The sequence below is a fragment of the Mesorhizobium sp. L48C026A00 genome (genome assembly GCF_000502375.1).
Taxonomy (GTDB): domain Bacteria; phylum Pseudomonadota; class Alphaproteobacteria; order Rhizobiales; family Rhizobiaceae; genus Mesorhizobium; species Mesorhizobium muleiense.
The window spans coordinates 229,842-253,478 of the sequence record NZ_AYWU01000007.1 but is presented as its reverse complement, the minus strand read 5'-3'; the positions used below and the strand labels follow the sequence as shown (position 1 = coordinate 253,478).

Below are 23,637 nucleotides of genomic sequence, written 5' to 3'. Positions count from 1 at the left end.
AGTTCCTACGCCGCCTGTGGCACGCAGGCCTCGCAGATCGCCGCGACGTGCCGGTGGTCGGTGCCGCAGCAACCGCCCAGGATGCGCATCGTCGGAAACGAAGCTGTCAGCCTGCTGTAGCGCCGCCCGAGATCGTCCGGGTCGCCCGCGTCGAGCGTTTCCGATTCATCCAGTTCGGCATGGCTTTTGGTTGAAGCGTTCGCCTTCACGCCATAGACGCGATCGAGCCAGCGCTCGCCCTTGTTCAGCGCCTGCATGAAATGCGTCGGATGGGCGCAGTTGATCATATAGTAGGCCGGCGCACCGTCTGTCGCGTCGTCGACCCTGTCGATCGCCTCGCCGAGCGCCATGCCGGTCACCAGCTTGCCGTCCGTCTCCACGGTGAACGAGATCATGCACGGCATGGCATGCGCCTTGGCAGCCCGCGCCACGCCGATTGCCTCGTGGAAATTGGTGAGCGTATAGGCCGCAACCATGTCGGCCTCGGTCCGCGCGAAACTCTCGATCTGCGCCGCGTGATAGGCTTCCGCCTCGCTGGCGTCCATCTTGCCGGCTTTGTAGCCGTCGCCGCGCGGCCCGATCGCGCCGCTGATGACGCACTGCGTTTCGGCGGTCTCGAACTCATTGCGTAGGTCGAGAAGAAGCTCGATCGAGGCCTCGTTGACGGCCCGCAACGCTTCCGGCCCGTAGCCGAGCAAGGTTCCCCAATCGGGGTTGGCTCGCCACGTCGGCGTGTCGAGGATGAAGCCGGTCCCGCTTCTGCGCGCAATGGTCAGATAACGGACGAAATATTCCCTCAGCTTCTGCCGGCCTTCAGGCGTTGCCATCAGCGTGAATGAAGCAAAGTGCGGAAGGTCGAGGCCTTCGTGAAAGATGAGGGTCGTTTCCATGCCGCCATCGCTCAGGAATGTTCTGTTGGCGAGTTGCGGCAGATTCTGGCGGTACTTGGCCATGTTTGTCTCCAGTGGTAAGATGACACCGTGCCGCCCTGATGGCGGCCGGTTCGCAATAGGCAGGTTTTAGCAGTACGTGCCGCCGGTGCGGTAGAAGGCTTGTGGTCCGGTACTCCAACGAAGCGGAAACCGCAGCAATTACAGACGGACAGCCGCGCTGGGCCGGTCATATTGCTATCGGTGCCGATGGTGGCGGGTGTGAAAACCATACCGCCGGTACAGTAGATTTGAGGGCATTCGGTCATGCGCAAAGGTGCGGAAACGCGCGAACGCATTCTGGAGATCGCCGAGGCCTCGGTGCTCGCCAAGGGGTTCGGCGCGACGTCCATCGAGGAGGTGATCGCCGAAGCCGGCATCACCAAGAGCGGCTTCTTCTATCATTTCAAGGACAAGAACGAACTCGCCCGCGCCTTGATGCTGCGCTACGTCGAGGAGAACGATCGCATCTTCGATGATGTGTTTCACCGCGGCAGGCAATTGTCCGATGATCCGTTGCAGTCGTTCCTGATCACGCTCAAGCTGCTTGCCGAGCTGATGGGTGACTTGCCGAACGGCCACCCCGGCTGCCTGATCGCGACGTTCACATATCAGGAGCGCCTCTTTGACCGCACCGTTCGCGACATCGCCGCCGCCGCCGTCCGCTCCTGGAACGGGCGGTTTCGCGATGCGCTGAACGAGATCGCGGCCGTTTATCCTGCCCGCAAGGGCATGGACCTCGACGACGTCGCCATCATGTTCTCCTGTGTGATCGATGGCGGCATCATCATGTCGCGGGGGCTCGGCGACCCGCGTGTCCTCGAACGCCAGATCCTCGCCTTCCGCAACGTCGTAAAGATGTTGTTCGCGCCGGCGGCGCCCGAAATCATGCAGCCGCCCACCGCCATCGCCGCCGAATAGAGTGCGCCGGGCGGCGCTCGCTTCAGCCCCCGAGGCTGCGTATCAGGCGCGTCCGATTCAGACTGCCAGCTTCGCCACGACAGCCTGCGCTGCCCTGATCATTGCCTGTGGCTCGGCGGCGAACACCGCGTCGTGCGCGCCGGCCGCTGCCCAAACACGATCGAAACCGAGCAGCGTTTCGTCGGCGAACGCCGGGATTGCAATCAGATGGCCGATCGGCGCCACGCCGCCGATTGCAAATCCAGTCTCGTCGCGGATCTGCCGCGGGTCGGCGCGCTTCAGCAACTCGCCGGCCAGTGCTGCAGCCTTGGCTAGATCGAGCTGGTTGGAGCCGGAAACCAGGAAGAGAAACAGCTTTCCGCTGGTTTCTCCCTGGAACACCAGGGATTTGACGATCTGGGCGACTGTGCAGCCGCATTGCGCGGCGGCTTCCTCGGCGGTGCGTGTCGAGGCGCCCATGCGCCTGATTTCGATGTCGAGGCCGGCATCGGCCGCTGCCCTGGTCACACGATCAATGCTTCCAGCCATGAAGAACCGAACCTATCATGCAGATTCATAAGGGATTTCGATCGTCATGCCGTCATAGGCCGGGTCGACGTCGGCCGGCGTCTCGGCCATCACCGCAGCGTAGTCGAGCGGCACATGCATATGCGTCAGTACGGCCTTTTTCGGCGCCAGTTTTTCGATCCAGCCGAGTGCCTGGCCGAGCGACAGATGGCTCGGATGCGGCCTGTATTGCAGCGCATCGATGACCAGCACGTCGAGATCGCGCAGCCGTTCGGCGGTGGCGTCGGGGAAATCACTGACATCGGGGCAATAGGCGAGGCCGCCGATGCGAAACCCAAGCGATATGATGTCGCCATGGATCTGCGGCAGCGGCTCGAGGGTCAGGGCACCCCCCTCGCCTTCGATCACCACCGGCCTGGCATGGTCGATGATATGGGGCTCGACAATGGGCGGATAGGAACTGCCTAACGGTGTTTCGAAACAATAGCCGAATGCTTCCCGTAACCGCAGCATGGTCGGCTGGTCGGCGTGGATATCGATCCGATGACGCTGCTCGAGCACGAAGCCGCGCAAATCGTCGATGCCGTGGATGTGGTCGGCATGCGGATGCGTATAGACGACCGCATCTATGCGCCTGACTGAAGCCAGCAGCATCTGCGCGCGGAAATCCGGCCCGGTGTCGATGACGACTGTGGTCCTGTCGCCGTTTGCCGCGATCCGCTCGATGAGCGCTGCGGTGCGCATGCGCCGGTTCCTCGGATTGGCCGGATCGCAATTGCCCCAGTCGCCGGTGATGCGCGGCGTGCCCGGCGACGAGCCGCAGCCGAGAATGGTGAGGCGCAGCCGGTCGCTCATGCGTCAGGCGCTCAGCGCGGTCGGGCGCGGCATCTTGCTGAACAGCCGGAAGAAATTGTCGGTGGTAATGGCAGCAATGTCGGCCTCGCTGACGCCGATCGTTTCGGCCAGCACCTTGGCCGTATGCGCGACATAGGCAGGCTCGTTGCGCTTGCCGCGAAACGGGATCGGCGCCAGGTACGGCGCGTCGGTTTCGACCAGCAGGCGGTCGTGTGGCACATCGGCGGCGATGGCGCGCAGCTCGGCCGAATTCTTGAAAGTCACGATGCCGGAAAAGGAAACATAGCCGCCGAGCGCCACGCCGATCTCGGCCAGCCTGCGCCCGGACGAAAAGCAGTGCAGGACGAAGGGGAAGGCGCCCTTCCCTGTTTCGTCCTCGAGGATATCAGCCATGTCGCTGTCGGCATCACGCGCATGGATGACCAGAGGCAGGCCCGTCTCCCGCGCTGCCGCGATGTGCGTGCGAAAGCCCTGAGCCTGCGCGTCGCGCGGCGCATGATCGTAGAAATAGTCGAGCCCGGCCTCGCCGATCGCCACCACTTTGCGATGCGCGGACAGCCGGGCAAGCGCCTCGACAGTCACGTCCAGTTCCTCGGCGGCGTTGTGCGGATGGGTGCCGACCGAGCAATAGACTTCGTCGAAAGATTCTGCGATCTCAAGTACTTGCTGAAATTTTTTCACACGCGTCGAGATCGTCACCATGCGACCGATTCCAGCGGCCAAGGCGCGGGCGACGATGGCCGTCCGCTCCTCAGCGAAATCCGGAAAGTCGAGATGGCAGTGACTGTCGACCAACATCAGATGTTCGCGTCCGGCTGCTCGACGTAACGCGGAAACACGCCCTCCGGCGCGGGCAAGGCAACCCCCGATACCAGCGCATAGTCCGCGTGGACATGCGCGAAATCGCGACGGTCCTGTGGCACAGCCAGCAGGTCGAGCAGCTTGGCGGCCGACCCCGGAATGAAGGGCTGGCACAGCAGCGCCACGCGTCGGACGACTTCCGCGGTCGTCCACAGCACCGTTTCCATGCGCGCCGGATCGGTCTTTCTGAGCGCCCAGGGTTCCTGCGAGGCGAAGTAGCGATCGGCCTCCGCCACGACGCCAAAAATCGCCGCCAGCGCCAGATGGATGGCCTGCTCCGCCATCATCTTGCGTGCAGCAGCAACCGCCTCCACCGTCTGGTCGAGGATCGCCCTGTCGGCCTCCGCCAGATCGCTGCGTTTCGGCACCACGCCGCCGCAATTCTTGGCGATCATCGACAGCGAGCGCTGCGCCAGATTACCAAGGCCGTTGGCGAGGTCGGCATTGGTGCGGTTGACGATGGCCTCGTGGCTGTAGCTGCCGTCCTGGCCGAACGGCACCTCGCGCATGAAGAAATAGCGTACCTGATCGAGGCCGTAATGCTCGATCATCGCAAACGGGTCGACGACATTGCCGACCGACTTCGACATCTTCTCGCCGCGGTTGAACAGAAAGCCATGCGCGAATACGCGCTTCGGCAGTTCGATCCCTGCCGACAGCAGGAAGGCCGGCCAGTAGACGGCATGGAAGCGGACGATGTCCTTGCCGATGACGTGGACGTTCGCCGGCCAGAAGGACCATCTGTCATCGGCCGCATCCGGATAACCGGCAGCCGTGATGTAGTTGGTCAGTGCATCGACCCAGACATACATCACATGCTTGTCGTCGCCCGGCACCGGCACGCCCCATTTGAACGTGGTGCGCGAGATCGACAGGTCCTTCAGCCCGGATTTGACGAAGCTGACGATTTCATTGCGCCGCTCCGCCGGTCCGACAAATTCGGGGCTGTTCTCATAGAGCGCGAGCAACCTATCCTGATAGGCGGAAAGGCGGAAGAAATAGCTCTCTTCCTCGGTCCATTCGACGGGCGAGCCGAGCGGTTCGCGACGGACGCCGTCGTCGCCGACCTTGGTTTCGGCCTCGTCGAAATAGGCTTCCTGCCGCACCGAATACCAACCGCTATAGCGGTCGAGATAAATGTCGCCATTTTCCGCCATGCGTGTCCAGATCGCCTGGCAGGCCTTGTAGTGGCGCTCCTCGGTGGTGCGGATGAAAATATCGTTCGAACAGCCGGTCGCTTCAAGCATCGAGCGGAAGATCGCCGAATTGCGATCGGCAAGCGCTTTCGGCGTCAGGCCTTCGGCGTCCGCCGTCTGCTGCATCTTCAAACCGTGCTCGTCGGTTCCCGAGACGAAGAAGACGTCCTTACCGTCGAGCCGCTGAAAACGGGCCAGCGTGTCGCTGGCGATGACATTGTAGGCATGACCGATATGTGGCTTGCCGTTCGGATAGAAAATCGGCGTCGTGAGGTAGTATTTTTCGCGTGACATGAATGAACCGTCATGAATGTCTGAATGAAAGATGTCGGTGGATATCGCATCGAAACGGCGATTGCCATCCCGATGGGCCGTCACATTCGCATTGCAGAATTCAGGCGGTCGATCATGGTCAAGGCATGCTGCTTCTTGTCGAGATTGTAGGTGTCGGTTTCAGATATAGCGTTCAAAGCCTCGTGCCAAGTGTCTGACAGCGTTTTGGCCCGCGCCAGATCGCCCGCCAGCGCGGCCTGGCTTGCGCCGGTCGAGAGCAGGTCGAGCGCACGGCGATTGAAAATATCGAACTGGATCGCCCGGTCGCGCCCGGCGACCGCCTCGGCGAGGCGATAGGCGCCGGCAACATCGCTCTTTGCCGCTGTCGCCAGGGCGTCGAGCGTCTCGGCGATTTCCAGCCCGCCATACTGCGTCAACAGGATTGCGGTGCGGGCGCTGCCCCCTGCCCGCTTGGCCAGTGCCGCGCGCGCCGCGGGATCGTCCGGAGGCGGTGGTTCGACGCTTTCCAAAACCGTCATCAGGCTCTCGGCATCGAGCGGCGTCAGCCGCACCATCTGGCAGCGTGAGCGGATGGTCGGCAGCAGGCTGCCCGGCGCATGGACGGTGAGGATGAACAAGGTGCGTGCCGGCGGTTCTTCAAGATTCTTCAGCAAGGCGTTGGCCGCATTGGTATTCATGTCGTCGGCCGGGTCGACGATCACCACCCGGTAGCTGCCGTCATGCGAGGTCAGCGACAGGAAACGGCTAACCTTGCGGATCTCGTCGACGGTGACGACCGTCTTGAAACTCTTGGTCTTGTCGTTCGGCGGGCGGGTCAGATGCAGCACCGAGGGATGCGCGCCGGTGGCGATCTGGCGAAACAGCGATGACGCCGGATCGGGAACGGCAAGGACCTCCGGCGCCTGTTCGAACGCCGGATGCTTCAACAGATGATGCGCCAGATGAAAGGCGAGCGTCGCCTTGCCGATGCCGACCGGCCCGACAAAGATCAGCGCATGCGGCAGCTTCCCGGAGCGATAGGCTGATGCCAGCATGTTCGCTGCCTGGTCATGTCCGACCAGGCGCGGCGTCTCGGATGGCTCCGGTACGCCATCAAGCGTGTCGTGCTGTTCTGGTGCGATCCGTTCGAAAATCATCCCGGCGCCTGCTTCCTGTGTCTCGGCGTCATCGTCTCCAGCGCCGCGAACACGGCTCCGGCGACGACATTCTCCACCGTGTCGGGGTCGGCGGACGCGTCGACGACGATGCAGCGCTCGGGTTCTGCCGCGGCGATCGCCAGAAACGCTTCGCGGCGGCGCTGATGGATATCAAGCGTTTCCTTTTCGAAGCGGTCGGCGCCGGCATCGGTGCCCCGCCGTGCGGTGGCGCGCCGCAGTCCTTCGGCCGGGTCGAGATCAAAGATCAGCGTCATGTCAGGCACCATGCCGTTTATGGCGACCTTTTCCAGCGCGTCCATGAAGGCTGGATCGAGGCCGCCGGTGACGCCCTGGTAGACGCGCGAGGAGTCCATGAAGCGATCACAAAGCACGACCGAGCCGCGCTCGACCGCCGGCCGGATGACCTGCTCGACATGGTCGGAACGCGCAGCGGCGAACAGCAGCGCCTCCATCCTGGGGCCGAATGGCTCGGCAGCGCCGGAGAGAAGGACATGCCGGACCGCCTCTGCGCCTGGCGAACCGCCCGGCTCGCGCGTGACAACAACATCGTATTGCTTGGCGCGCATCTTGCCGGCCAGGCGCTCGATCTGCGTCGACTTGCCTGCCCCTTCTCCGCCTTCGAAGGTGATGAAGAATCCGCTCACCAAAGCCTTTGTCCATGCTGCGGGACCGTAATAGTCCTGACTTGAGAAAAGGTCCACGCCGCGGCTGCTAACGCAGCCAGCCGACCGCCAGTTCCTTGGCGGCATCGAGCGCGCGTTGCGGCAGCGAGCCGACGCCAACCGTTTCGGCGGCGAAAAGCGGCGTTTCCTGGCTCAGCGTGTCACCGATCCAGACCCGCAGTGCACCCACCGGTTGCCCCTCCTCCACGGGGGCTGCAACCGGTCCCTCATAGACGATCCTGGCGGTCAGCTTGTCGCGGTTGGCGATCGGCAGGAAGATGACCACGGGCGCTTTTGCCTTCAGCGCCACGCCGGATTTCGCGCCGCCGAAAACCTGGGCCTCGCCGACCACCTCGTCCTTGGCGAAAATCTCGGTTTTCTCAAAGGAACGAAGGCCCCAGTCGAGCAGCTTTCGCGCTTCTTCGGCGCGCTCGCGGTCGCTTGCCAGGCCGCTCATCGCCGCAATGACCCGCCTGCCACCTTGGCTGACCGAGCCGACGATGCCGAAGCCGGATGCCTCGCTCCTGCCGATAGCCAGGCCGTCGGCGCCGATATCCATCGCCAGCAGCGGGTTGCGGTTCCTCTGGGTGATCTTGTTCCAAGTGAAGTCCTTCTGGCCGTAGTAGCGATAAAGGTCCGGGTACTCGCGCCAGATATGCAGGGCCAGGAGCGCAAGCTCTCGAACCGTCGTCTGCTGACCATCGGCCGGCAGACCGGTTGCATTGACGAATGCCGATTTCTCGAGGCCAATCTGCCTTGCACGCTCCGTCATCTCAGTCGCGAAATTCGCCTCCGACCCGGCAAACCCTTCTGCGATGATGATGCAGCCGTCATTGGCTGCCTGGACCGTCACGCCCTGGATCAGGTCTTGAAGCCGGATCGTCGACTTGAGTTGGGCAAACATTGTCGACGTGCCGGATGGCGCGCCGCCGGTGCGCCATGCGTTCTCACTCACCACGTATGTGTCGTCGAGCGTCACGCGCCCCGATTTGATGGCGTTGAACACCACCTCCATCGTCATCAGCTTGGCCAGCGACGCCGGCTGAATCGGCCTGTCGGCATCCTTGGAAAACAGCACCGTTCCGGTTTCGGCATCGATCATGAAGGCCTGCGCGGCCTTGGTTTCGAAAAGCTGCGCCGCGGCCGGAGCCAGCGAAAGCAGCAGCAGGCCAAAACCCAGAAGCCCGGCGAGAGGCGCGGCGAAGCGAAAGTTCATGAGAAGTTCGACCTGTCAGCCGGTAGTTCCGGGCAAGCTCTAAAGCGCGTCGCGTTCGACGACCTCACGCGACGCGCTTCAGGTTGTTGTTTCATGCATGTCGTTGTCGCAAAACCGCTGCACACTTTTGCGCGACATGCATTATCAGGCTTTGTCCCGGCCGAGCAACCGCGCGATGGACAACCGGCCAAAACTTCAGATTTTGCCGGTCAATTCCGAACCACGAGCGCGTCCGGCGCGCCATGCGACCATGCCGCCTGCAGCATCTCGTCCAGGCTGCCATGGCCGTCCGGGTAGAGATTGACCGAATACCAGTCCTTGCCCTCGAACTCGGAGCGCTGGATTTCGGTCTTGCCAAAGCCGGAAAGTTGGGTTGCCACCTGCTGCGCCTCGGCGGCATCCTCGAACGAGCCCGCCGCGATATAGTCCGTGGGCAAAGCGGCCGTAGGAACTTGCCGCTTCCACGATTGCAGGATTTCGGCGGGCCCGGCGCCATCCATCGCGGCAAAGACAGTGGAGGCGCGCTGCACGCGTTCGTTGGCGTAAGACAGCGTCGCTACCCTGAACGGCGATTGCGGCGGCAGATTGATCTGCGGCCGTTCCGGTACGATCGGCCCGAAATCGGGCAGCGTCACACTGTCAGCGGCCGACGTCTGCGCTGCCACGACAGGCTGTGCCGATGCGGAATTCGTCAACTGGCCGGGAAAGGCAGCGGCGGCGGCCAACGCCGTGCTCGGCGATGGTCCGTTCATGGCGATCATGACGCCGGTGGGCAGGCCGTCCGACGGATCCGGCACTCTGTTGCCTGGATTATAGGAGGCCATCAGATACTGTTCGTCATTGCCGTGAAGCGGCGCCCGTCCGACATATTCGACCTTCACCTTGGCCGTGCCGATATTGGCGTAGTCGAGCATTTCGGCGGCCCGCTTCGACACATCGATGATGCGCCCGTCATGGTAAGGACCGCGATCGTTGACGCGCACGACGACCGAGCTGCCGGTCTTCAGATTGGTGACGCGCGCATAGCTCGGCAGCGGCATTGTCGGATGCGCGCCGGTCAGATGTGTCATGTCGTAGACTTCGCCGTTGGCGGTCAGCCTGCCGTGGAAGGCTTCGCCATACCAGGAGGCAAGACCCTTCTTGGCGTAGCGCTTGTCTTCCTTCGGATAATACCACTTGCCGCGCACTTGATAGGGCTTGCCGAGCTGATCGCGTCCGCCGCCACGCTGCAGGCCCGACATCTTGAAGGTAACGCGCGGGCTGGCTTTTACGCCATATTCGGATTCCGAAAAATATTCCTTGGAGCGAGGCTTCTTGTTGACCATTGTCTTCGGCTGTGGCGGCGCCGCGCAAGCCGCCAGCAAGGCAGCCGACAAGGCACACAACGCGAAAGCGGAAGCGCGACGAAGACGCGGGCGCGTCGTGCTTGGCATTTTTCGATTGTCCCCTCTCAACAAAGGCGCCGCGACTTGACCGTCGGCCGGGCCAAAACCTACCCGACAATGCCAGCGCCACCTTGATTCCCAATCCCTTGTGCACAGGAATTGTTTATCACCGTATTAACCGATTATGGTCGGAACCGGGCGAGATTGTGGCACAAGCCGTCCCGGCGATCGCTGTGAGAAATCACGGCGTTTCGAGCTTCGGCGCAGCGCTGCTCGTCCTGCTCAAGCCCGCCGCCAAGCACCCGTGCCCTGCGCTTGGCAGGAACCGGCAACAGCCGGTTGACAGGACTTCGTTGGGCGCACTAGAGCAATGAAGCGCGAACGATCTCCGAGGCGTGCCCACAGGGTACGCGTTGAGATCAGGACGAGCATCCAGGTGGTTGAAAAATCACGATGGAGGATGGCCGAGCGGTTTAAGGCACCGGTCTTGAAATTCGCTACCAGCCATCCCTGCCCATCCCGCCGCGTACCCGCAATGCTTTGTCTATCAAGCATTTGAAGACCCAGCAGCGCCGTTCGTGCCGCGTCGTCCTGTCCGATACCGTAGCGTTGCGTTGCAAAAAGCGTAGCAACTCGTTCACTGGCTGTTCTGGGCTCGCGCTCCCAAGGATTTCCTGCGACTATCGGCAGGTCCGGGCGGTGGGGGGACTAACAATGTTTTGGGTGATCGGAATAGGAATTGGACTGTTCCTGCTCTTCACGTTTCCTCGTCAGGTTTTCATGCTCCTCGGTGTGATAGTTGCGGTCGGTTGCGCTGGCGGAGCCTATTGGTGGATCAACAACCGGATCGATGAGCGAGTGAAGGCCGCTGTCATCACGGACGCTCGCTGGTCGGCAGGAGTCTGTCCGGAAACGAACCCCGTAAAGATCATCTTCCAGAACAATTCTGACAGGATGAGGCGGCTTGGCCACCAAGGTTAGCGCCTCAGGTCATGGTAGCCACGCAGGACGTCAACGCGACCGAGGACCGCGAAATAGGGACGCCACCCGTCCCAGAGAAACTCGATCACCGCGACGACATCGCGATCCCGATGCCCGGGATGGCGCCAAAGACGGCGACCCCCACGAAGCACAGCATGGACAGCCAGAACTCCCAGCGCTGGATGCGGTAGCTACGCCTGAGGTCGGCCACCTCGAAAAGCCGATAGCGGCTGCGATCACCACTGCCGCCAGCCCGCTGCTGGGCAGGTTTCGCAGAAGATCCGGTGCAAGGACCAGGAGCAGCGCCACGCCTCCCGCTCCGATGACGCCGGTTAGCTGTGTCCTGGCACCTGCGGACTCTGCCACGGGCGTACGCGAGGAACTGCTGCTGATCGGGAAGCCCTGGAAGAACCCCGCAGCGAGATTGGCTGCCCCGAGCCCGATCATTTCCTGGTTGGGGTCTACGCTTTGCCGCAGCCGTGCAGCGTAGGAGCGCGACAGGACACTGGTGTCGGCAAAGGACACGAGTGCGACGGCGAATCCAGGGGTGACGACGGGAACGAGGTCGCTCGCCTGGATCCTCGGCAGTGTGAAAGACGGCAAGCCCTCCGGCAATGGGCCGAGCACCTCGACCCCTGCGGTCCCGCCGAGCCCCGAGCAACAGATCAAATTCGCCTCGAAACCCAGCAGGTGTGACACGGCTTCTACATCCTGCGTTGCTGCTTGTTTGGATCCCTGGCGCATCAGGTCTAACGGACAACGGGGCGCAATAATCGGCTTCCGCCGCATAGGCCAAGAATTCGCAGGGGTGGGCAGGTTGGCCATGGTTGACCTTTAACTTCTCTGGGGCGGAACGCATCTCGGCTTGGCGGAAAACTCGTACATGACAACTCCTGTACTATCGAAGCGCGCATTTATGCGGGGCGGCCGCCTTTGAAGCTGATCGCAGAGCGCTAGTCTTTGGTGGGCGAGGAATGCCCGGGCGCTGGCGTTGCTCTTCTTCTGCTAATCGCCGCTGGAGGTTTGCCTCCATTGTTTTTGATCAAGGGACGTGTTCGGTGCTGAATTGCGAGCGCGCATATAACTCTCAAGACGTTTCTGTCCTTCAAATGGATGTCGCTGAGTGCCAAAGCAGCAGCACCCACAATCTTCTTGCTGGTTGCGTTCGGGAACAGCTGTAAGACGTGGTCGGACAGTTGCGAACCTGTCAGCCCATCTGTCGCGCCGTCCAAAAGAGCTCGATAGATTTTTTTCTTACCCAAGTTCCGTCTCCCCGGCCTGCTCGTCGATCCTGTCCAATCTGGTTTAGTAATGATGCACATTTGCATCGGCAGCCGCATTGATCCACGTCAACGAGGTTGCGCATCGTCGCTAATGGTTCGGCCCAGCGTGCAGCAAATAAGGTCGCGCGCCAACCTCTATGCGGTCCACGCCCTTCGATCTCGCAGCGGCCTTCGCGATTGTCCGAGAAAGGCGCACGCCGCTGCTGCCTCCGTCACCAACGATGTCCGCTGTTGGGGATGGGACGCGATCATTTGAATGACCGGATCAGCCGCGCATTGCTGCGATTCGCAGCGCCGTTGGGGTTGAACTCCGTCTTTCGGAGCGATTTGGGTTTTGGGGGCGAGAGAGGCGGAGGGTCCTGAACCTGAACGAGGGCCGGGCGCACCTGATAAGGGCCCCACAGGCCACCCCTGCCCCCGCCACCGACAAACCCGGCGGGGCGGGGCCCGGGGGGCGCCTACGATGTCAGATTGCCTGTGCGTTCTCATCGGCGCAGGTCGATAATTTTGAAATCCGCTTCCAAGCCGTCTCCTTCCGCCGAGATAGCGAATGGGCTCACCATTATCTTGGATCGATCATATAGGTCGACAAACAGCCGCTTTGCTGCCTCGAGGTCGGGAGCGGAAAGCTCCTCGTCGTTAACCTCAACCGCCCAGTCGCCATAGGGCGTGCACCAAGTTTAGCCAACCTGGATGCCGCCAAGCGTGGTGTCGACGAAATAGTGGCCGCAATCGTTTATCCAAAGCTGCAGAGCCATTTCCGCCCCCCAAAAATCAAGAAATTGTCGCATGGCTACCAGCGCGAACCAAGCGGTGTCCGCATAACGGGATCCGCAGTCACGGTCACATCGTCCTTGATCTCGGCAGCAACTGGTTCAAGGGGCGATTTTGCCTCGCCCTTGAGTGGCTTGGCACGCTTACTTCCCGTGGATGCCAGCATTCTCGATACTGCAGTCGGTGTGTACTGCGTTCCAGCACTCGACAGATACTCCGCGTCCGCCAACGCCTTCGCTACATCAGCCAGAGTCCGCTGCCGGCCATTGACCGGATAACGGTGCAGCTTCTTTGCGAGCGCAATCAGCTCAGATCCGCCATCAATCTCGGCATAGTTTCGGCGCCCGCCGGTCAGCTCTCGCGCGGTCATCCCTGCTGCTCGCTGCTCGATTAACAACGCGGTGGAAAGCGGCATAGGCCGCCTCATGCGCCGCGATCAGTGCCTGCAGCTCCGGCGAGACCCTTACGTCAGCAGACGCCGGGTCGATGACAGCCGCAGCGCCGGTCAGCGCGAGAAGGGAACGGCGGGTGATCGCGTTCATGGATTATGTCCTCCTCGCTGCCGATGATGCCGGAGTACCATAGCACCACCGTGGCAGGTCATGGAGATGGTCGGACGCGTCTGCTGACAATGTGGTCAGTAGGCCATTCGAACCAGAACGCGCGGGGTGGTTGGGCCCCACATTCAGCGCCGGCGGCCGGCCGTCCCGGCGGCTGCGATCTCGCACGCTGGCGTTCTAGGGTCAAACTCTATCAGCTGGTCGCCGCCAACGGCCGAAATGGATGGAAAGTTGCCGTTCGGCTCAACGGCCAGAACGAGCACGTTGCGACAGAAGTAAGCCATTCGGAAGTGCATCTTGGAACGACCGGAACGGGGCCGGCAGCGGACAGACAGCTTTCGGCAGTCGAAGTGCGGAAGCGGACGTGCGCTGCACTTCAAAGGGTGGTCTGGATGTGACCCGATGCTGCCGTTCCACGGAACCGCGTTGGAGGTCCGCATTGGAGTGGAAGGCGGACATTTCACCTCATCGAGGCGGGTTACGCGATTCCGACGATCCTCGTTACTGCCTACCCCGACGACGTTGACCACGCCCGCGCCCAAGCTCGCCGTTCATCTCGATCGCGGACAGCTTCGGATCACGTATGGCACCGCGGCCCTGGCTGCGGTCCGCCTCTTTGAGGTGCCGCTCGGCCTCGACGTCATTGTTCGCCTTGAGCGCCAGGTAGGAACTGCGCTCGTGACAGCGAATGCGATTGATGATCACGTCGAGAGGGACCGGCTGACGCTCTCGCGTCGCCTTGTTGGGCACGCCGTCCGCGCGAGTTCGACGCGCGCACCCTATGGCTCCGCTGCGCCGAATGTATTAGAGTAGTCTCATACACGTCCATCCGCGGGCGAACGGCGCCCGGAGGGTTAGACGATGACGATCTCGAGGCGATTGTTGCTGCCGAGGGCCTTCCCGATGCGGGTCAGGCGTTTCCGAACCGGCTGGCTTCGGATTTTCAGTCGGGCTCTCGTCGTTACTTTCATTTCCTGGTTAGCCGCCGGTGCGGTGACTGCCGGGCCGCTTCACGACGCTGCGCGCGAGGGCGATGCCGCCAAAGTCGGCGAGCTCCTTGCACAAGGCGAGGATGTGAACAGTCGCGACGAAAGCCGCGAGACTGCACTGATCGACGCCGCGCTTGCCGGCAAGGTGGAGGTAGCGACGGTGCTGATCGAGGCCAAGGCCGACGTCGACGCCCGCAACGACCGCGGCTTCTCCGCGCTTCATGCGGCGGCGTATTCAGGAAGCCTGAAGATAGCGGAACTGCTGCTCGACCACGGGGCCGCGGTTGATTCGTTGAGCACGCACAAGATCACCCCGCTGCACGTAGCGGCCGAAGAGAACCAGGTGGCCGTCGCCGACCTGTTGATCGCGCGTGGTGCACAGGTCGAGGCAATCCAGGAGTACGGGTTTACACCTCTCAGCCGGGCGACGTTCTTTCAGAGTGCGCAGGTGATGGTTCTGCTCAAGCAGCGCGGGGCGAAATGCCAACCCAAGGAAAAATTGGGGGCGGCGCTCAAGGATTGCATGGCCGCGGGAAACTGACCTCACGAAGTTACTGGAGAGAAACATGACACAAAACCGTTCCAGAGCGTTTGACAGTTTGCTTTGCGCAGGAGTGGCAGCCGCGTCCCTCCTGCTCCTTGGCACTGGCGCATCCTACGCCGTCGATGGAGTGAACACTGGATACTTCGGCAACGTCGCCATACTGGGCTACGATCCGGTGGCGTATTTCACCGACGGTCGTGCGACCATGGGTTCGCCCGAGATCTCGAAGAAGTGGCTCGGGGCGACGTGGTATTTCGCCAGCGTCGAACATCGCGATGCCTTCGCTTCCGAGCCGGTGCGCTATGCCCCTCAGTTTGGCGGCTTCTGCACGCTGAATGCGGCATTCAAGGGGGCATCCGCGAACATTGACCCGGAAGCCTGGCGCATTGTGAACGGCAAGCTCTTCCTTTTCTCTGGGAAGGAGGGCCTGGAGGAAGACTTCGATGCCGACCCCGCCGCTGTCCTTGCGAAGGCCGACGCCGAATGGCCTGCGGTCGAAGCGAAGGAATTCGAGGCGAGAGCGGCCGGCAACTGACTCGGCTCAGGCGCGATGTCGCGGTCGCTCGAGTCGAACCGAACGTATCACTGAGACACCGAGAAATACCATACCGTGACGGAGTCCGGCCAGACATACTCGTCCTGCGTTTCGCGGTTCCCCTGGGGATTGCGATAGAGCGGGCCGCAGAACTTGCGGCCGAGCAACGTCGCTACGGATTGCGTGCAGAAGAGGTCGCCCTCCAGCGTGGACGTACCGGTGATGATGCTGCCCTGCGAGCTCAGGGCGAAATCTCCGTTTGCGCTCAGCTCCATGACGAACGGTGCGCCATTGTTTTGACGTCCGGTCCAGGTTCGATCGCCCGTCAAGGCTCGCACGGCCTCGGCGTCCAGGCGGTCCTCCTCCTGCGCACGAAAATCGAAGGCGCGCTCCGGAAACCCGGCTAAGCGAAGAGCATCCAGCCGATGATCGAGATCCTGCTGCCGCCGGTGGTGGGCGTATACGACGCGAAAGCCGGCGAGACTCTGCGCGGGAATCTTCTTCAGGATTGCTGCAACCGCATCGCGCGCCTCGGCCATTCGGCCCAGGCGCGCATTTGCCATGGCGAGCGCCTCCAGGCCGAGGTCGCTGCGCTCTTCCGGCTGGACCTGGCTCAGCGCCTGCAGGGCCTTTTCGTATTGATGGTTCATATAGAGCACGAAGCCGTAATAGTCGTAGATCTGCGCCCGTGGCTTGGGATCGAGCTGCAGCACCCGTTCCATAGCCGCCAGTGCCTCCGGGTTCTGCCCGGCATACGTCAGCACGATCGCCAGGTTGAGCTCTGCCTCCGCGCCGTTCGGGTCGAGCGCGACGGCTTTGCGGACGGACGCGAGCGCCTCGTCGATCTCGCCGTCAAGCATCTGCAGGATGCCCAGCACGGCATAGGCTCGCGAGGACTGGGGATTGAGCTCCAGCGCTCGCCCTGCCGCTTGATAGGCGCGCTGCCGTGCGACGGCACTCAGCATCAGGCGCTGGAAATCGAAGCCGAGCACGTCCACGGTGGCTCGGGCATATCCCGAATAGGCGTCCGCGAACGCCGGATCGAGCTTGATGGCCTTTTGATACAGGGACAGAGCCTCACCGAGAGACGTGAAGTCGACCACGTACGCTTTCTGCTCGGCGCGGGTGTAGAAGTCGTACGCCTCCAGATTTCGCGTCGGCAGGCGAGCAATCTGCGCCTTCTCGCCTTCCGTCAGGCGCACCGACAGAGCCTCGACGATGCGCCCGATCACTTCGTCCTGCAGCACGAAAATCTTGGAGTAGTCGCGGTCGAAGCGCTCGGCCCAGATGTTGCTTCCGGTTTTGGCGTCGATGAGCTGAACGTTGATGCGGACCGAATTTCCGTCCCGGCGAACGCTGCCCTCGACCACGTAATGGACATTCAACTGCTTCGCGATCTCGTTGATGTCGAGGGATCGATCCCCAAAGGAGAACGAGGAGTTGCGGGCAATGACGAGGAGCCCGGAGATCTTCGAGAGATCGGTGATGAGATCGTCTGTGAGCCCTTCGGCGAAATAGTCCTGGTCCGCCTTCTGGCCGAGATTTGCAAAGGGTAACACAGCAATGGAGGGCTTGCCCTCTGCGGAGATCGTCGAGCTTTGGTCCTGCAGAAGCGCGACCGCCCGCGGCCAGAGAACCACCGCGAGGCCCGCCGCCAGCACCAGGAAAAGCGCTGCAGCGCCGATCAACGGCCGCCGAGAGCGCAACTTCCTGGCACTAGGGGCTTGCTCCAACAGCACGCGATAGGCGCGCACCGGCTCGGCAATGTTTTTCAGGCGCTGTTCGCCCAGCGACTTGAAGGTCAGGCCGAGCTTGCTGCGGGCTTGATCATAGGCTGTTCCGGATATGACGACACCGCCGGGATCGCTCAGTCCTTCCAGGCGGGCCGCGATATTGACGCCGTCGCCGTAAAAATCATCCTTGTCGATGATCACGTCACCCAGGTTGATTCCGATGCGGAACACGATCCGGGCGTTCTCCGGCACGTTGAAGTTCTGCTGCGCGGCGACGCGCTGGATTTCGACGGCACAGGCTACTGCATCGACCACACTGGCGAACTCGACCAACGCGCCGTCGCCCATGAGCTTGACGACGCGGCCATGATATCCTTCGATCGACGGCTCTATGTATTCGCGGCGAAGCGCCTTGAGCCGGGTGAGCGTGCCTGTCTCGTCCAGCCCCATCAGCCGGCTGTACCCCACCACATCGGCGGCGAGGATGGCCACCAGCTTGCGTTCCAGATGTTGGTCCTGTTCCACTGCGCATGACTATAGGGAAAGCCCCATGGTAAGACCATATGCGCGGCCAAGGAGCCCGAACGTCGAATGCTGCACGTCGAGCACTAAGCTAAGTCTCTGAAAACGCTCAATGCGGGAAACCTTTGTGCTAAATCGTGCAGCACACAGGTTTTGGTGCAGCATTGCAGGGATCGCGAACGCGGATCCGGTACCGCCGATCTCGAGCAGGCCGCCGCGCGGACCGAAGGGGAGACGCGACGCCATGTAGCTTCGCAAACACGCGACCCCAGGCATGGCGCAGGCGCAGGTTGTCTGGATTGCGACGCTGGCCCACCAATTTGCTGGCATTATCGCGGGACGCGCACCCGCACCGCGCCGCATGCAGCAATGTGAAGAGGATTGCGCAATCGGCAGCGTCGCGCGGCTTCGACTGCCTTCTGCGGCATTGCTTTGTCACCGACCAGACCGTCCCAGTAGGCATGCAGCGAGACCGGTTGCAGTGCCAAACGGTGCTCCGTCAAATCCTGCCGCGGCCGACCCGGCACTAGCTCGGGCTGCGAGCCGGGGCCACGCTTACGGGTTCAGGGCGTCATTGCGCGGTCCGAAGGCAGAATGTGTCAGGAACCGGACCTTTCTGACGGCGTCCGCAAAGGTCACGAAATGGCGCAATTACGATGTCTAGGGTGATCGCCGGCAGCGTCTGCTATCGGGCAACAGCAAAGATCATCTCAATGACCGACATTAAGCGCAACGCTGTCATGTACGGGTCCGTTTGGGAGAGTCTGCTTCGGGTCAGATCGCGTCATGCGACGCTCGCAACTGAACGACCGTAGAGAGCGAAAAGTTGCCCTTGGCTCATCTGCGCGAGCAGGTCGCGCCAGACANACGCTCGCAACTGAACGACCGTAGAGAGCGAAAAGTTGCCCTTGGCTCATCTGCGCGAGCAGGTCGCGCCAGACATTGCTGGCGCCTGCTTCGGCGGAGTGACCAGATCCACCTGCGGCGCAGCGCTTTGCAGTCACCTAACCCGCCTTCAGGTCGAGAAGTTCCACATCGTGTTCTTCGCGCTTCCGGGCCAGTTCGAAGATCCATTGTCCGGGCGCCGGCCCGAAACGGGAATCGCGCGTGAAACCAATGATGACCGCGATTTTCAGCTTGGACATGTTGCTACCTCATGCTCCCGATCGAGGAACGTAGGGAGAAGCAGAAGTCGGCAAGACCGTTTTGTAGACAGTGATGGGCTCAAAGGCCGTATGATAGGAGCTTGGCGATTGCCCCTCGGAAGCCTATCTGTCGTTTGAATGACGCCGCGAGGAATGATGCCGGCTCAACGATCCGAACTCGCTGAAGCATCGCTGTCGACTGGTCCGGTGGGGTTGGAATATCCGCCTGATCTCCAGTTGGTCCGGCGCCGACCCATTTCGCTAGTCACGACAGATGATGGCACGGCGCTCGACTGGCTGATGTCGGGGACGGCAGCATCCGCCGGACCGGCAGGGCTGCTGGACGGCGTCATCGCCCGACTGGTCGCGGCAGGCCAGCCGATCGAGCGGGCAACGCTCAACATGTCGACGCTGCATCCGCAGCTTGTGGGCATCACGGCGCACTGGCGCGGAGATCTCGGTGTCTGTGATGAGGTGGAAGTCAACGCGCATGTCCGCGAAACAACCGACTATCTGACCAGCCCCCTCAGGCCGATCATCGAGGAGGGCCGGTCAATTCGGGTGAACCCCCAGGATTCAGTGGCGCAGTCGACATACCCGATCATGCAGACCCTCGCGGAGGCCGGATACACGGACTATTGGGGCTTCGCGCTGAAGCGGGACGACCGCCAGTTTACGCTGATGACGCTTGCCACACGGCAAGCAGGGGGCTTTTCCCGCGCCACCATCGAAGCCGTCGAGGCGTTGCGCCCGGCTCTGGCGCTCAATGTCGAGATCGTCTCGCGTGGCAAGATCGCGGAGCACGTGCTCGATGCGTATCTCGGCCGACGCATTGGCAAGCGGGTCCTCGCCGGTGACATAAGGCGCGGATTTGGCGAGACCATCGAGGCGGTCATCTGGGTATCCGACATGCGCAACTTCACCAGCCTCTCGGATCGCATCGCTAGCGCCGAGATGATCCGGCTGCTGAACGCCTTTTTCGAAGGTCTCGTGGATGCGGTGCATGAACAAGGCGGTGAGGTCCTGAAATTTGTCGGTGACGGCATGCTAGCGGCCTTCCCCATTTTCGGCACGCAGTCGGCGCCGGCCGCCGCCGCTGCGGCACTCGCCGCCGCTCGGAACGGTTTGGCTGCGGTGGACAGCCTGAACGAGGCTCAGTCCGGCGAGCCGTCGCGCGACCTGTCCTGGCGGCCGCTCAGCATGGGAATTGCGCTGCATCGCGGTCCCGTATTCTTCGGCAATATCGGATCCAGGGATCGGCTCGACTTCACCGCCATTGGGCGCACTGTCAATCTGGCGGCGCGGATCGAACCGCTATCGAAAACGACCGGGCGGCGCTTGCTCCTGTCCGACAGGGTTGCTGAATTGATCGAAGAGCCCGTCGAGGAACTGGGCGACTTCCCCATCCGCGGCATCCCTGACCCTGTGAGCCTGTTCACCGTACCGGAACACGGACTCTGACGCCGCTGGTTGAAGCGACGCATTGGAGCTCCAAACCTCGCGTCAGCCGGGTTCGGCGGTCGCAAGGCGCAACATGGTCGCCAAACGCCGCGAAGCTGCAAACACAATCGGCAAGCNCGTCAGCCGGGTTCGGCGGTCGCAAGGCGCAACATGGTCGCCAAACGCCGCGAAGCTGCAAACACAATCGGCAAAGGTGGAGCCGCAGCGGGTCCGACGGTCTTCCTGTCTTGGAAAGTCCAAGCGCACCTACCATCAGCAGCTGTGGCCTCCAGCAGCAATCAAATGGCTTCTGAAAGCAAACCTCGGACTTCATTGAAGCAGCGCCCGATACCACATGGTGGTCCATAGCCAGCCAAGGCGAGGAAAGCTCGCCCCGACACGGTCGTGCTGCCCTTCACGGTGGAAGCAGACTCGTACGTCATGGCGATGGCCTACTGCCAACCCTAGGATCCTGAAAGACATCATGCCTGAAATTCCCAGACTAAGTAAGTACGAGCGGCGTCCCCTCATTAGGCTGGGTTCCTGTCAATGCCGCTTTCCGGTTCGCGAAGACCCGTTAGTGCCCGGCGGCCACCGCTTTTGTGCTGGGCCAACCTCGCCGGACCGCGTCTATTGCGATCACCACCACAGCATCGCTACTGTAACTAAGTGGCGGGCGGCGGCCCCCGAACCGGTCTCAAGGGCTTGACGCGATGCGCTCCACGTCAGGTCGCACACCACATCGTCGGGGCCGATCAGTGCAGTGGGAGACCGCAGACCATGCACTTGTGTTGAAGCGAGCGGTGGGTATTTGTGATCATTACCTCCCCAGCTGTCGACTGGGCCTGCCGCTGAAACCAGCCGCCTGCATATCGGGTAGGCCCCACATTCGACCCCACCCCCGCCCGAGCGCGTGCCGGCGACCGGCCGTCCCGGCAGCGGCGATCTCGCACGCCGACGTGCAGCGTCAAAACTCCACCAGCTGGCCGCCGCCAACGGCCGAAATGGATGGGAAGTTGCCATTCGGCTCAACAGCCAGAACGAGCACGTTGCGCCAGAAGCGGACATCCGGCACGTGGTTAACAAGTCTCCTCTTGGACCAGCAAAAAGGGATCAGCCCGTCACTGGATAGATTATCCTGACACATGTGCCATAGTCGCGTTGCAAAAGGGGCTCAGCCTGACGGAGACCACCTGAAAGGCGTCGAGGATCACATGCCATCAAATTTCGTCGCCAAAGGTGCGGATGGCTATGAAGCCATCATGGGACGCTGGAGCCGGCGGCTGGCCGAACCATTCCTCGATTTTTCGGGAGTGCCACCCGGTGGCTGCGTGCTCGATGCGGGATGTGGTACCGGCAGTCTGACCTTGGCGTTGGCGGCTTATCTCAATCTGGCAGCGATCGAGGCCGTGGACTTTGAGGAGGACTTCGTCACCGCTCTGCGCAAGCGCACGACCGATCCCAGAATAAAAGCCCAAAAAGGTGATATCTGTGCGCTGCCCCATGGAGATGGGGAGTTTGACGGCGTCTACTCCCTCTTGGTGCTACACTTCGCGTCGGATCCGCATCGAGCGGTGCGGGAAATGCGGCGTGTCCTGCGGCCCGGCGGCAGGGCCGCGGCTGCGGTCTGGGCTTACGGCGGCATGCCGAGTTGGCGTTTGTTCTGGGACGCAATCGTCGCGATCGAGCCGGAAGCAGCCGATATAAGCCCGACAAGCGCAAAGCAGCCGATGACCGGCGAAGGAGAGTTGCGCGAAGTCTTCGAGCATGCAGGCTTTGCGGATGTCGCAGACACGGTGCTCGCGATCCGTATGGACTATGCAAATTTCGAAGACTTCTGGTATCCGATGGTTTACGGACAGGGAACGTTTGGCGGCTTTTTTGACGGTCTACCTGAGACGAGGCGAGACCGGCTTCGGGACGCGGTGAGAGCAGCTTACCTTGGCGGCGACAGCGACGGCCCTCGCGGATTTGCGAGCGTTGCCTGGGCAGTCCGAGGCACTGCTTAACGCCCATTCCGGCAAAGCATCCAAACGCGCTGCGAAAGACAGGCCCTCCTGGTTGACGCGGCGACAATCCCTCGCCTCTCGCGAATCGCTGCACGCCCTGTGGTCAAGGCGGTGTAGGTCAGGTCCGGTCATTACAGCCACGCAAAAGCAGACCGGGTGGGAGGTCCGCCTGGGGTCAGGCCACGACATCGGGCCTTGCAGGTTGAATGTCCGCTATCGTTATCCCCTGCACCGCAAGCCGACTGACCGCTAAGGCCCCATTGCGGTCATTCAAGGGCTTGCTACGGAGTGACCGCTTCTGGCGCTAATTGCTCGTTACCATCAACGAGACGAATGGCAACATTCCACCCGTCTCGGCCGTTGGCGACAGCCAGCTGGTTGAGTTTTGACTCTAATGCCGCAGAATCTTGCTCAGGAAGGCGCGGCTGCGGTCGGTCTTGGGGTGCGAGAAGAATTCATCCGGCGTGCCGCTCTCGACGATGGCGCCGGCATCCATGAACACCACGCGCTGGGCGACCTTGCGGGCAAAGCCCATTTCGTGGGTCACCACCATCATGGTCATGCCCTCCTCGGCGACCGCGACCATGACGTCGAGCACTTCCGAGATCATCTCAGGGTCGAGCGCCGAGGTCGGCTCGTCGAATAGCATGATCTTGGGGCGCATACCGAGGCAGCGGGCGATCGCGACGCGCTGCTGCTGGCCGCCGGAGAGTTGTGCGGGATAGGCATTGACCTTGTCGGCAAGGCCGACCTTGGCAAGCAGCTCGCGCCCGGCCTTCTCGGCCTCGGCGCGCGGGATCTTGCGGACATGGATCGGCGCCAGCGTCACGTTCTCGAGCGCGGTCTTGTGCGGATAGAGGTTGAAGGACTGGAAGACGAAGCCGATCTCGGTGCGCAGCCGCGTCATGTTGGTGGCGGGGTCGCCGAGGTGCTGGCCGTCGACCACCAGGTCGCCGTCAAGGATCGTCTCCAGCCCGTTGATGCAGCGGATCAGCGTGCTCTTGCCCGAACCGCTCGGCCCGCAGACGACGACCACTTCGCGCGGCTCGACGCTGAGCGTGATGTCCTTGAGCACATTGAGCGCGCCGAACCATTTGTTGACGCCGCGAAACTCGATCATGCCGGTACCATTTTTGCTG

21 protein-coding genes and 1 pseudogene are annotated in these 23,637 nt (G+C 62.2%); 5 read left to right on the top strand and 17 right to left on the bottom strand.

Features of this window, described 5'->3' with window-relative positions:
• Positions 1 to 5: 5 nt before the first annotated feature.
• Positions 6 to 953 carry a homocysteine S-methyltransferase family protein gene (locus X738_RS57755; protein WP_023799209.1) on the bottom strand — a complete coding sequence of 316 codons (948 nt, stop codon included), beginning with the start codon at positions 951 to 953 and terminating at the stop codon, positions 6 to 8.
• Between the two features lie 243 nt (positions 954 to 1,196).
• Here X738_RS57755 and X738_RS57750 point away from each other — a divergent pair, with 243 nt between their 5' ends.
• A complete protein-coding gene (locus X738_RS57750; RefSeq protein ID WP_023799208.1) occupies positions 1,197 to 1,850 on the top strand; it encodes a TetR/AcrR family transcriptional regulator in 654 nt (217 codons plus the stop codon).
• Positions 1,851 to 1,907: 57 nt separating this feature from the next.
• Here the strand turns inward: X738_RS57750 and X738_RS57745 are convergent, their stop codons facing one another.
• The 13 genes and pseudogenes from X738_RS57745 to X738_RS84755 all read right to left on the bottom strand — a co-directional run bounded on the left by X738_RS57745 (position 1,908) and on the right by X738_RS84755 (position 14,331).
• Positions 1,908 to 2,378, bottom strand: a complete 471-nt coding sequence (locus X738_RS57745; RefSeq protein ID WP_023799207.1) for a YbaK/EbsC family protein — start codon at positions 2,376 to 2,378, stop codon at positions 1,908 to 1,910.
• 15 nt (positions 2,379 to 2,393) lie between these two features.
• On the bottom strand, positions 2,394 to 3,212 hold the full coding sequence (locus X738_RS57740) for an MBL fold metallo-hydrolase (RefSeq protein ID WP_023799206.1): 819 nt from the start codon (positions 3,210 to 3,212) through the stop codon (positions 2,394 to 2,396).
• 3 nt (positions 3,213 to 3,215) lie between these two features.
• Positions 3,216 to 4,010, bottom strand: a complete 795-nt coding sequence (locus X738_RS57735) for a TatD family hydrolase (protein WP_023799205.1) — start codon at positions 4,008 to 4,010, stop codon at positions 3,216 to 3,218.
• On the bottom strand, positions 4,010 to 5,563 hold the full coding sequence (gene metG / locus X738_RS57730) for a methionine--tRNA ligase (protein WP_023799204.1): 1,554 nt from the start codon (positions 5,561 to 5,563) through the stop codon (positions 4,010 to 4,012). Before metG ends, X738_RS57735 begins: the two co-directional genes overlap by 1 nt.
• Before the next feature lie 80 nt (positions 5,564 to 5,643).
• Complete coding sequence (locus X738_RS57725; RefSeq protein ID WP_023799203.1) at positions 5,644 to 6,699, bottom strand: DNA polymerase III subunit delta'; 1,056 nt, start codon at positions 6,697 to 6,699, stop codon at positions 5,644 to 5,646.
• The gene (gene tmk, locus X738_RS57720) at positions 6,696 to 7,367 is read right to left on the bottom strand and encodes a dTMP kinase (RefSeq protein ID WP_023799202.1); all 672 of its coding nucleotides are present in this window, start codon (positions 7,365 to 7,367) and stop codon (positions 6,696 to 6,698) included. Before tmk ends, X738_RS57725 begins: the two co-directional genes overlap by 4 nt.
• A 64-nt stretch (positions 7,368 to 7,431) precedes the next feature.
• Positions 7,432 to 8,598 carry a D-alanyl-D-alanine carboxypeptidase family protein gene (locus tag X738_RS57715; RefSeq protein ID WP_023799201.1) on the bottom strand — a complete coding sequence of 389 codons (1,167 nt, stop codon included), beginning with the start codon at positions 8,596 to 8,598 and terminating at the stop codon, positions 7,432 to 7,434.
• A gap of 209 nt (positions 8,599 to 8,807) precedes the next feature.
• Complete coding sequence (locus tag X738_RS57710) at positions 8,808 to 10,031, bottom strand: septal ring lytic transglycosylase RlpA family protein (RefSeq protein ID WP_023799200.1); 1,224 nt, start codon at positions 10,029 to 10,031, stop codon at positions 8,808 to 8,810.
• Positions 10,032 to 10,691: 660 nt separating this feature from the next.
• Complete coding sequence (locus X738_RS84760; RefSeq protein ID WP_128174512.1) at positions 10,692 to 10,958, bottom strand: hypothetical protein; 267 nt, start codon at positions 10,956 to 10,958, stop codon at positions 10,692 to 10,694.
• A 5-nt stretch (positions 10,959 to 10,963) separates the two neighbouring features.
• Positions 10,964 to 11,615, bottom strand: a pseudogene (locus tag X738_RS82635) (SulP family inorganic anion transporter); the annotation flags it as partial.
• Positions 11,616 to 11,917: 302 nt separating this feature from the next.
• Positions 11,918 to 12,226, bottom strand: coding sequence for a hypothetical protein (locus X738_RS82630; RefSeq protein WP_084833709.1), 309 nt, complete (start codon positions 12,224 to 12,226; stop codon positions 11,918 to 11,920).
• Positions 12,227 to 13,040: 814 nt separating this feature from the next.
• Positions 13,041 to 13,436 (bottom strand): hypothetical protein, encoded by a 396-nt coding sequence (locus X738_RS80840; protein ID WP_023799196.1) that lies wholly within the window; start codon positions 13,434 to 13,436, stop codon positions 13,041 to 13,043.
• Between the two features lie 646 nt (positions 13,437 to 14,082).
• Positions 14,083 to 14,331, bottom strand: a complete 249-nt coding sequence (locus X738_RS84755) for a hypothetical protein (RefSeq protein WP_023799195.1) — start codon at positions 14,329 to 14,331, stop codon at positions 14,083 to 14,085.
• A gap of 111 nt (positions 14,332 to 14,442) precedes the next feature.
• Here X738_RS84755 and X738_RS57690 point away from each other — a divergent pair, with 111 nt between their 5' ends.
• Positions 14,443 to 15,111: an ankyrin repeat domain-containing protein gene (locus X738_RS57690; protein ID WP_023799194.1), complete on the top strand. Its 669-nt coding sequence runs from the start codon at positions 14,443 to 14,445 to the stop codon at positions 15,109 to 15,111.
• A 25-nt stretch (positions 15,112 to 15,136) separates the two neighbouring features.
• Positions 15,137 to 15,649 carry a YHS domain-containing (seleno)protein gene (locus X738_RS57685; RefSeq protein WP_023799193.1) on the top strand — a complete coding sequence of 171 codons (513 nt, stop codon included), beginning with the start codon at positions 15,137 to 15,139 and terminating at the stop codon, positions 15,647 to 15,649.
• A 47-nt stretch (positions 15,650 to 15,696) separates the two neighbouring features.
• Here X738_RS57685 and X738_RS57680 read toward each other — a convergent pair whose 3' ends face one another.
• Both X738_RS57680 and X738_RS84750 read right to left on the bottom strand, forming a co-directional pair.
• A complete protein-coding gene (locus tag X738_RS57680) occupies positions 15,697 to 17,907 on the bottom strand; it encodes a tetratricopeptide repeat protein (protein WP_245277657.1) in 2,211 nt (736 codons plus the stop codon).
• Between the two features lie 1,001 nt (positions 17,908 to 18,908).
• Positions 18,909 to 19,049, bottom strand: a complete 141-nt coding sequence (locus X738_RS84750; RefSeq protein ID WP_023799189.1) for a hypothetical protein — start codon at positions 19,047 to 19,049, stop codon at positions 18,909 to 18,911.
• Between the two features lie 156 nt (positions 19,050 to 19,205).
• Here X738_RS84750 and X738_RS57675 point away from each other — a divergent pair, with 156 nt between their 5' ends.
• On the top strand, positions 19,206 to 20,510 hold the full coding sequence (locus X738_RS57675; RefSeq protein ID WP_198032816.1) for an adenylate/guanylate cyclase domain-containing protein: 1,305 nt from the start codon (positions 19,206 to 19,208) through the stop codon (positions 20,508 to 20,510).
• A gap of 1,193 nt (positions 20,511 to 21,703) precedes the next feature.
• Positions 21,704 to 22,498, top strand: coding sequence for a class I SAM-dependent methyltransferase (locus X738_RS57665; protein ID WP_023799185.1), 795 nt, complete (start codon positions 21,704 to 21,706; stop codon positions 22,496 to 22,498).
• 391 nt (positions 22,499 to 22,889) lie between these two features.
• Here X738_RS57665 and X738_RS57660 read toward each other — a convergent pair whose 3' ends face one another.
• Positions 22,890 to 23,618 carry an amino acid ABC transporter ATP-binding protein gene (locus X738_RS57660; RefSeq protein WP_023799184.1) on the bottom strand — a complete coding sequence of 243 codons (729 nt, stop codon included), beginning with the start codon at positions 23,616 to 23,618 and terminating at the stop codon, positions 22,890 to 22,892.
• Positions 23,619 to 23,637 lie beyond the last annotated feature (19 nt).

What these genes read in the sequence shown, in the direction of transcription:
- X738_RS57755 (WP_023799209.1), bottom strand. Translation starts at nt 953, where the DNA reads ATGGCCAAGTACCGCCAGAATCTGCCGCAACTCGCCAACAGAACATTC.
- X738_RS57750 (WP_023799208.1), top strand. Translation starts at nt 1,197, where the DNA reads ATGCGCAAAGGTGCGGAAACGCGCGAACGCATTCTGGAGATCGCCGAG.
- X738_RS57745 (WP_023799207.1), bottom strand. Translation starts at nt 2,378, where the DNA reads ATGGCTGGAAGCATTGATCGTGTGACCAGGGCAGCGGCCGATGCCGGC.
- X738_RS57740 (WP_023799206.1), bottom strand. Translation starts at nt 3,212, where the DNA reads ATGAGCGACCGGCTGCGCCTCACCATTCTCGGCTGCGGCTCGTCGCCG.
- X738_RS57735 (WP_023799205.1), bottom strand. Translation starts at nt 4,010, where the DNA reads ATGTTGGTCGACAGTCACTGCCATCTCGACTTTCCGGATTTCGCTGAG.
- metG (WP_023799204.1), bottom strand. Translation starts at nt 5,563, where the DNA reads ATGTCACGCGAAAAATACTACCTCACGACGCCGATTTTCTATCCGAAC.
- X738_RS57725 (WP_023799203.1), bottom strand. Translation starts at nt 6,699, where the DNA reads ATGATTTTCGAACGGATCGCACCAGAACAGCACGACACGCTTGATGGC.
- X738_RS57715 (WP_023799201.1), bottom strand. Translation starts at nt 8,598, where the DNA reads ATGAACTTTCGCTTCGCCGCGCCTCTCGCCGGGCTTCTGGGTTTTGGC.
- X738_RS57710 (WP_023799200.1), bottom strand. Translation starts at nt 10,031, where the DNA reads ATGCCAAGCACGACGCGCCCGCGTCTTCGTCGCGCTTCCGCTTTCGCG.
- X738_RS80840 (WP_023799196.1), bottom strand. Translation starts at nt 13,436, where the DNA reads ATGCCGCTTTCCACCGCGTTGTTAATCGAGCAGCGAGCAGCAGGGATG.
- X738_RS57690 (WP_023799194.1), top strand. Translation starts at nt 14,443, where the DNA reads ATGACGATCTCGAGGCGATTGTTGCTGCCGAGGGCCTTCCCGATGCGG.
- X738_RS57685 (WP_023799193.1), top strand. Translation starts at nt 15,137, where the DNA reads ATGACACAAAACCGTTCCAGAGCGTTTGACAGTTTGCTTTGCGCAGGA.
- X738_RS84750 (WP_023799189.1), bottom strand. Translation starts at nt 19,049, where the DNA reads ATGTCCAAGCTGAAAATCGCGGTCATCATTGGTTTCACGCGCGATTCC.
- X738_RS57675 (WP_198032816.1), top strand. Translation starts at nt 19,206, where the DNA reads ATGCCGGCTCAACGATCCGAACTCGCTGAAGCATCGCTGTCGACTGGT.
- X738_RS57665 (WP_023799185.1), top strand. Translation starts at nt 21,704, where the DNA reads ATGCCATCAAATTTCGTCGCCAAAGGTGCGGATGGCTATGAAGCCATC.
- X738_RS57660 (WP_023799184.1), bottom strand. Translation starts at nt 23,618, where the DNA reads ATGATCGAGTTTCGCGGCGTCAACAAATGGTTCGGCGCGCTCAATGTG.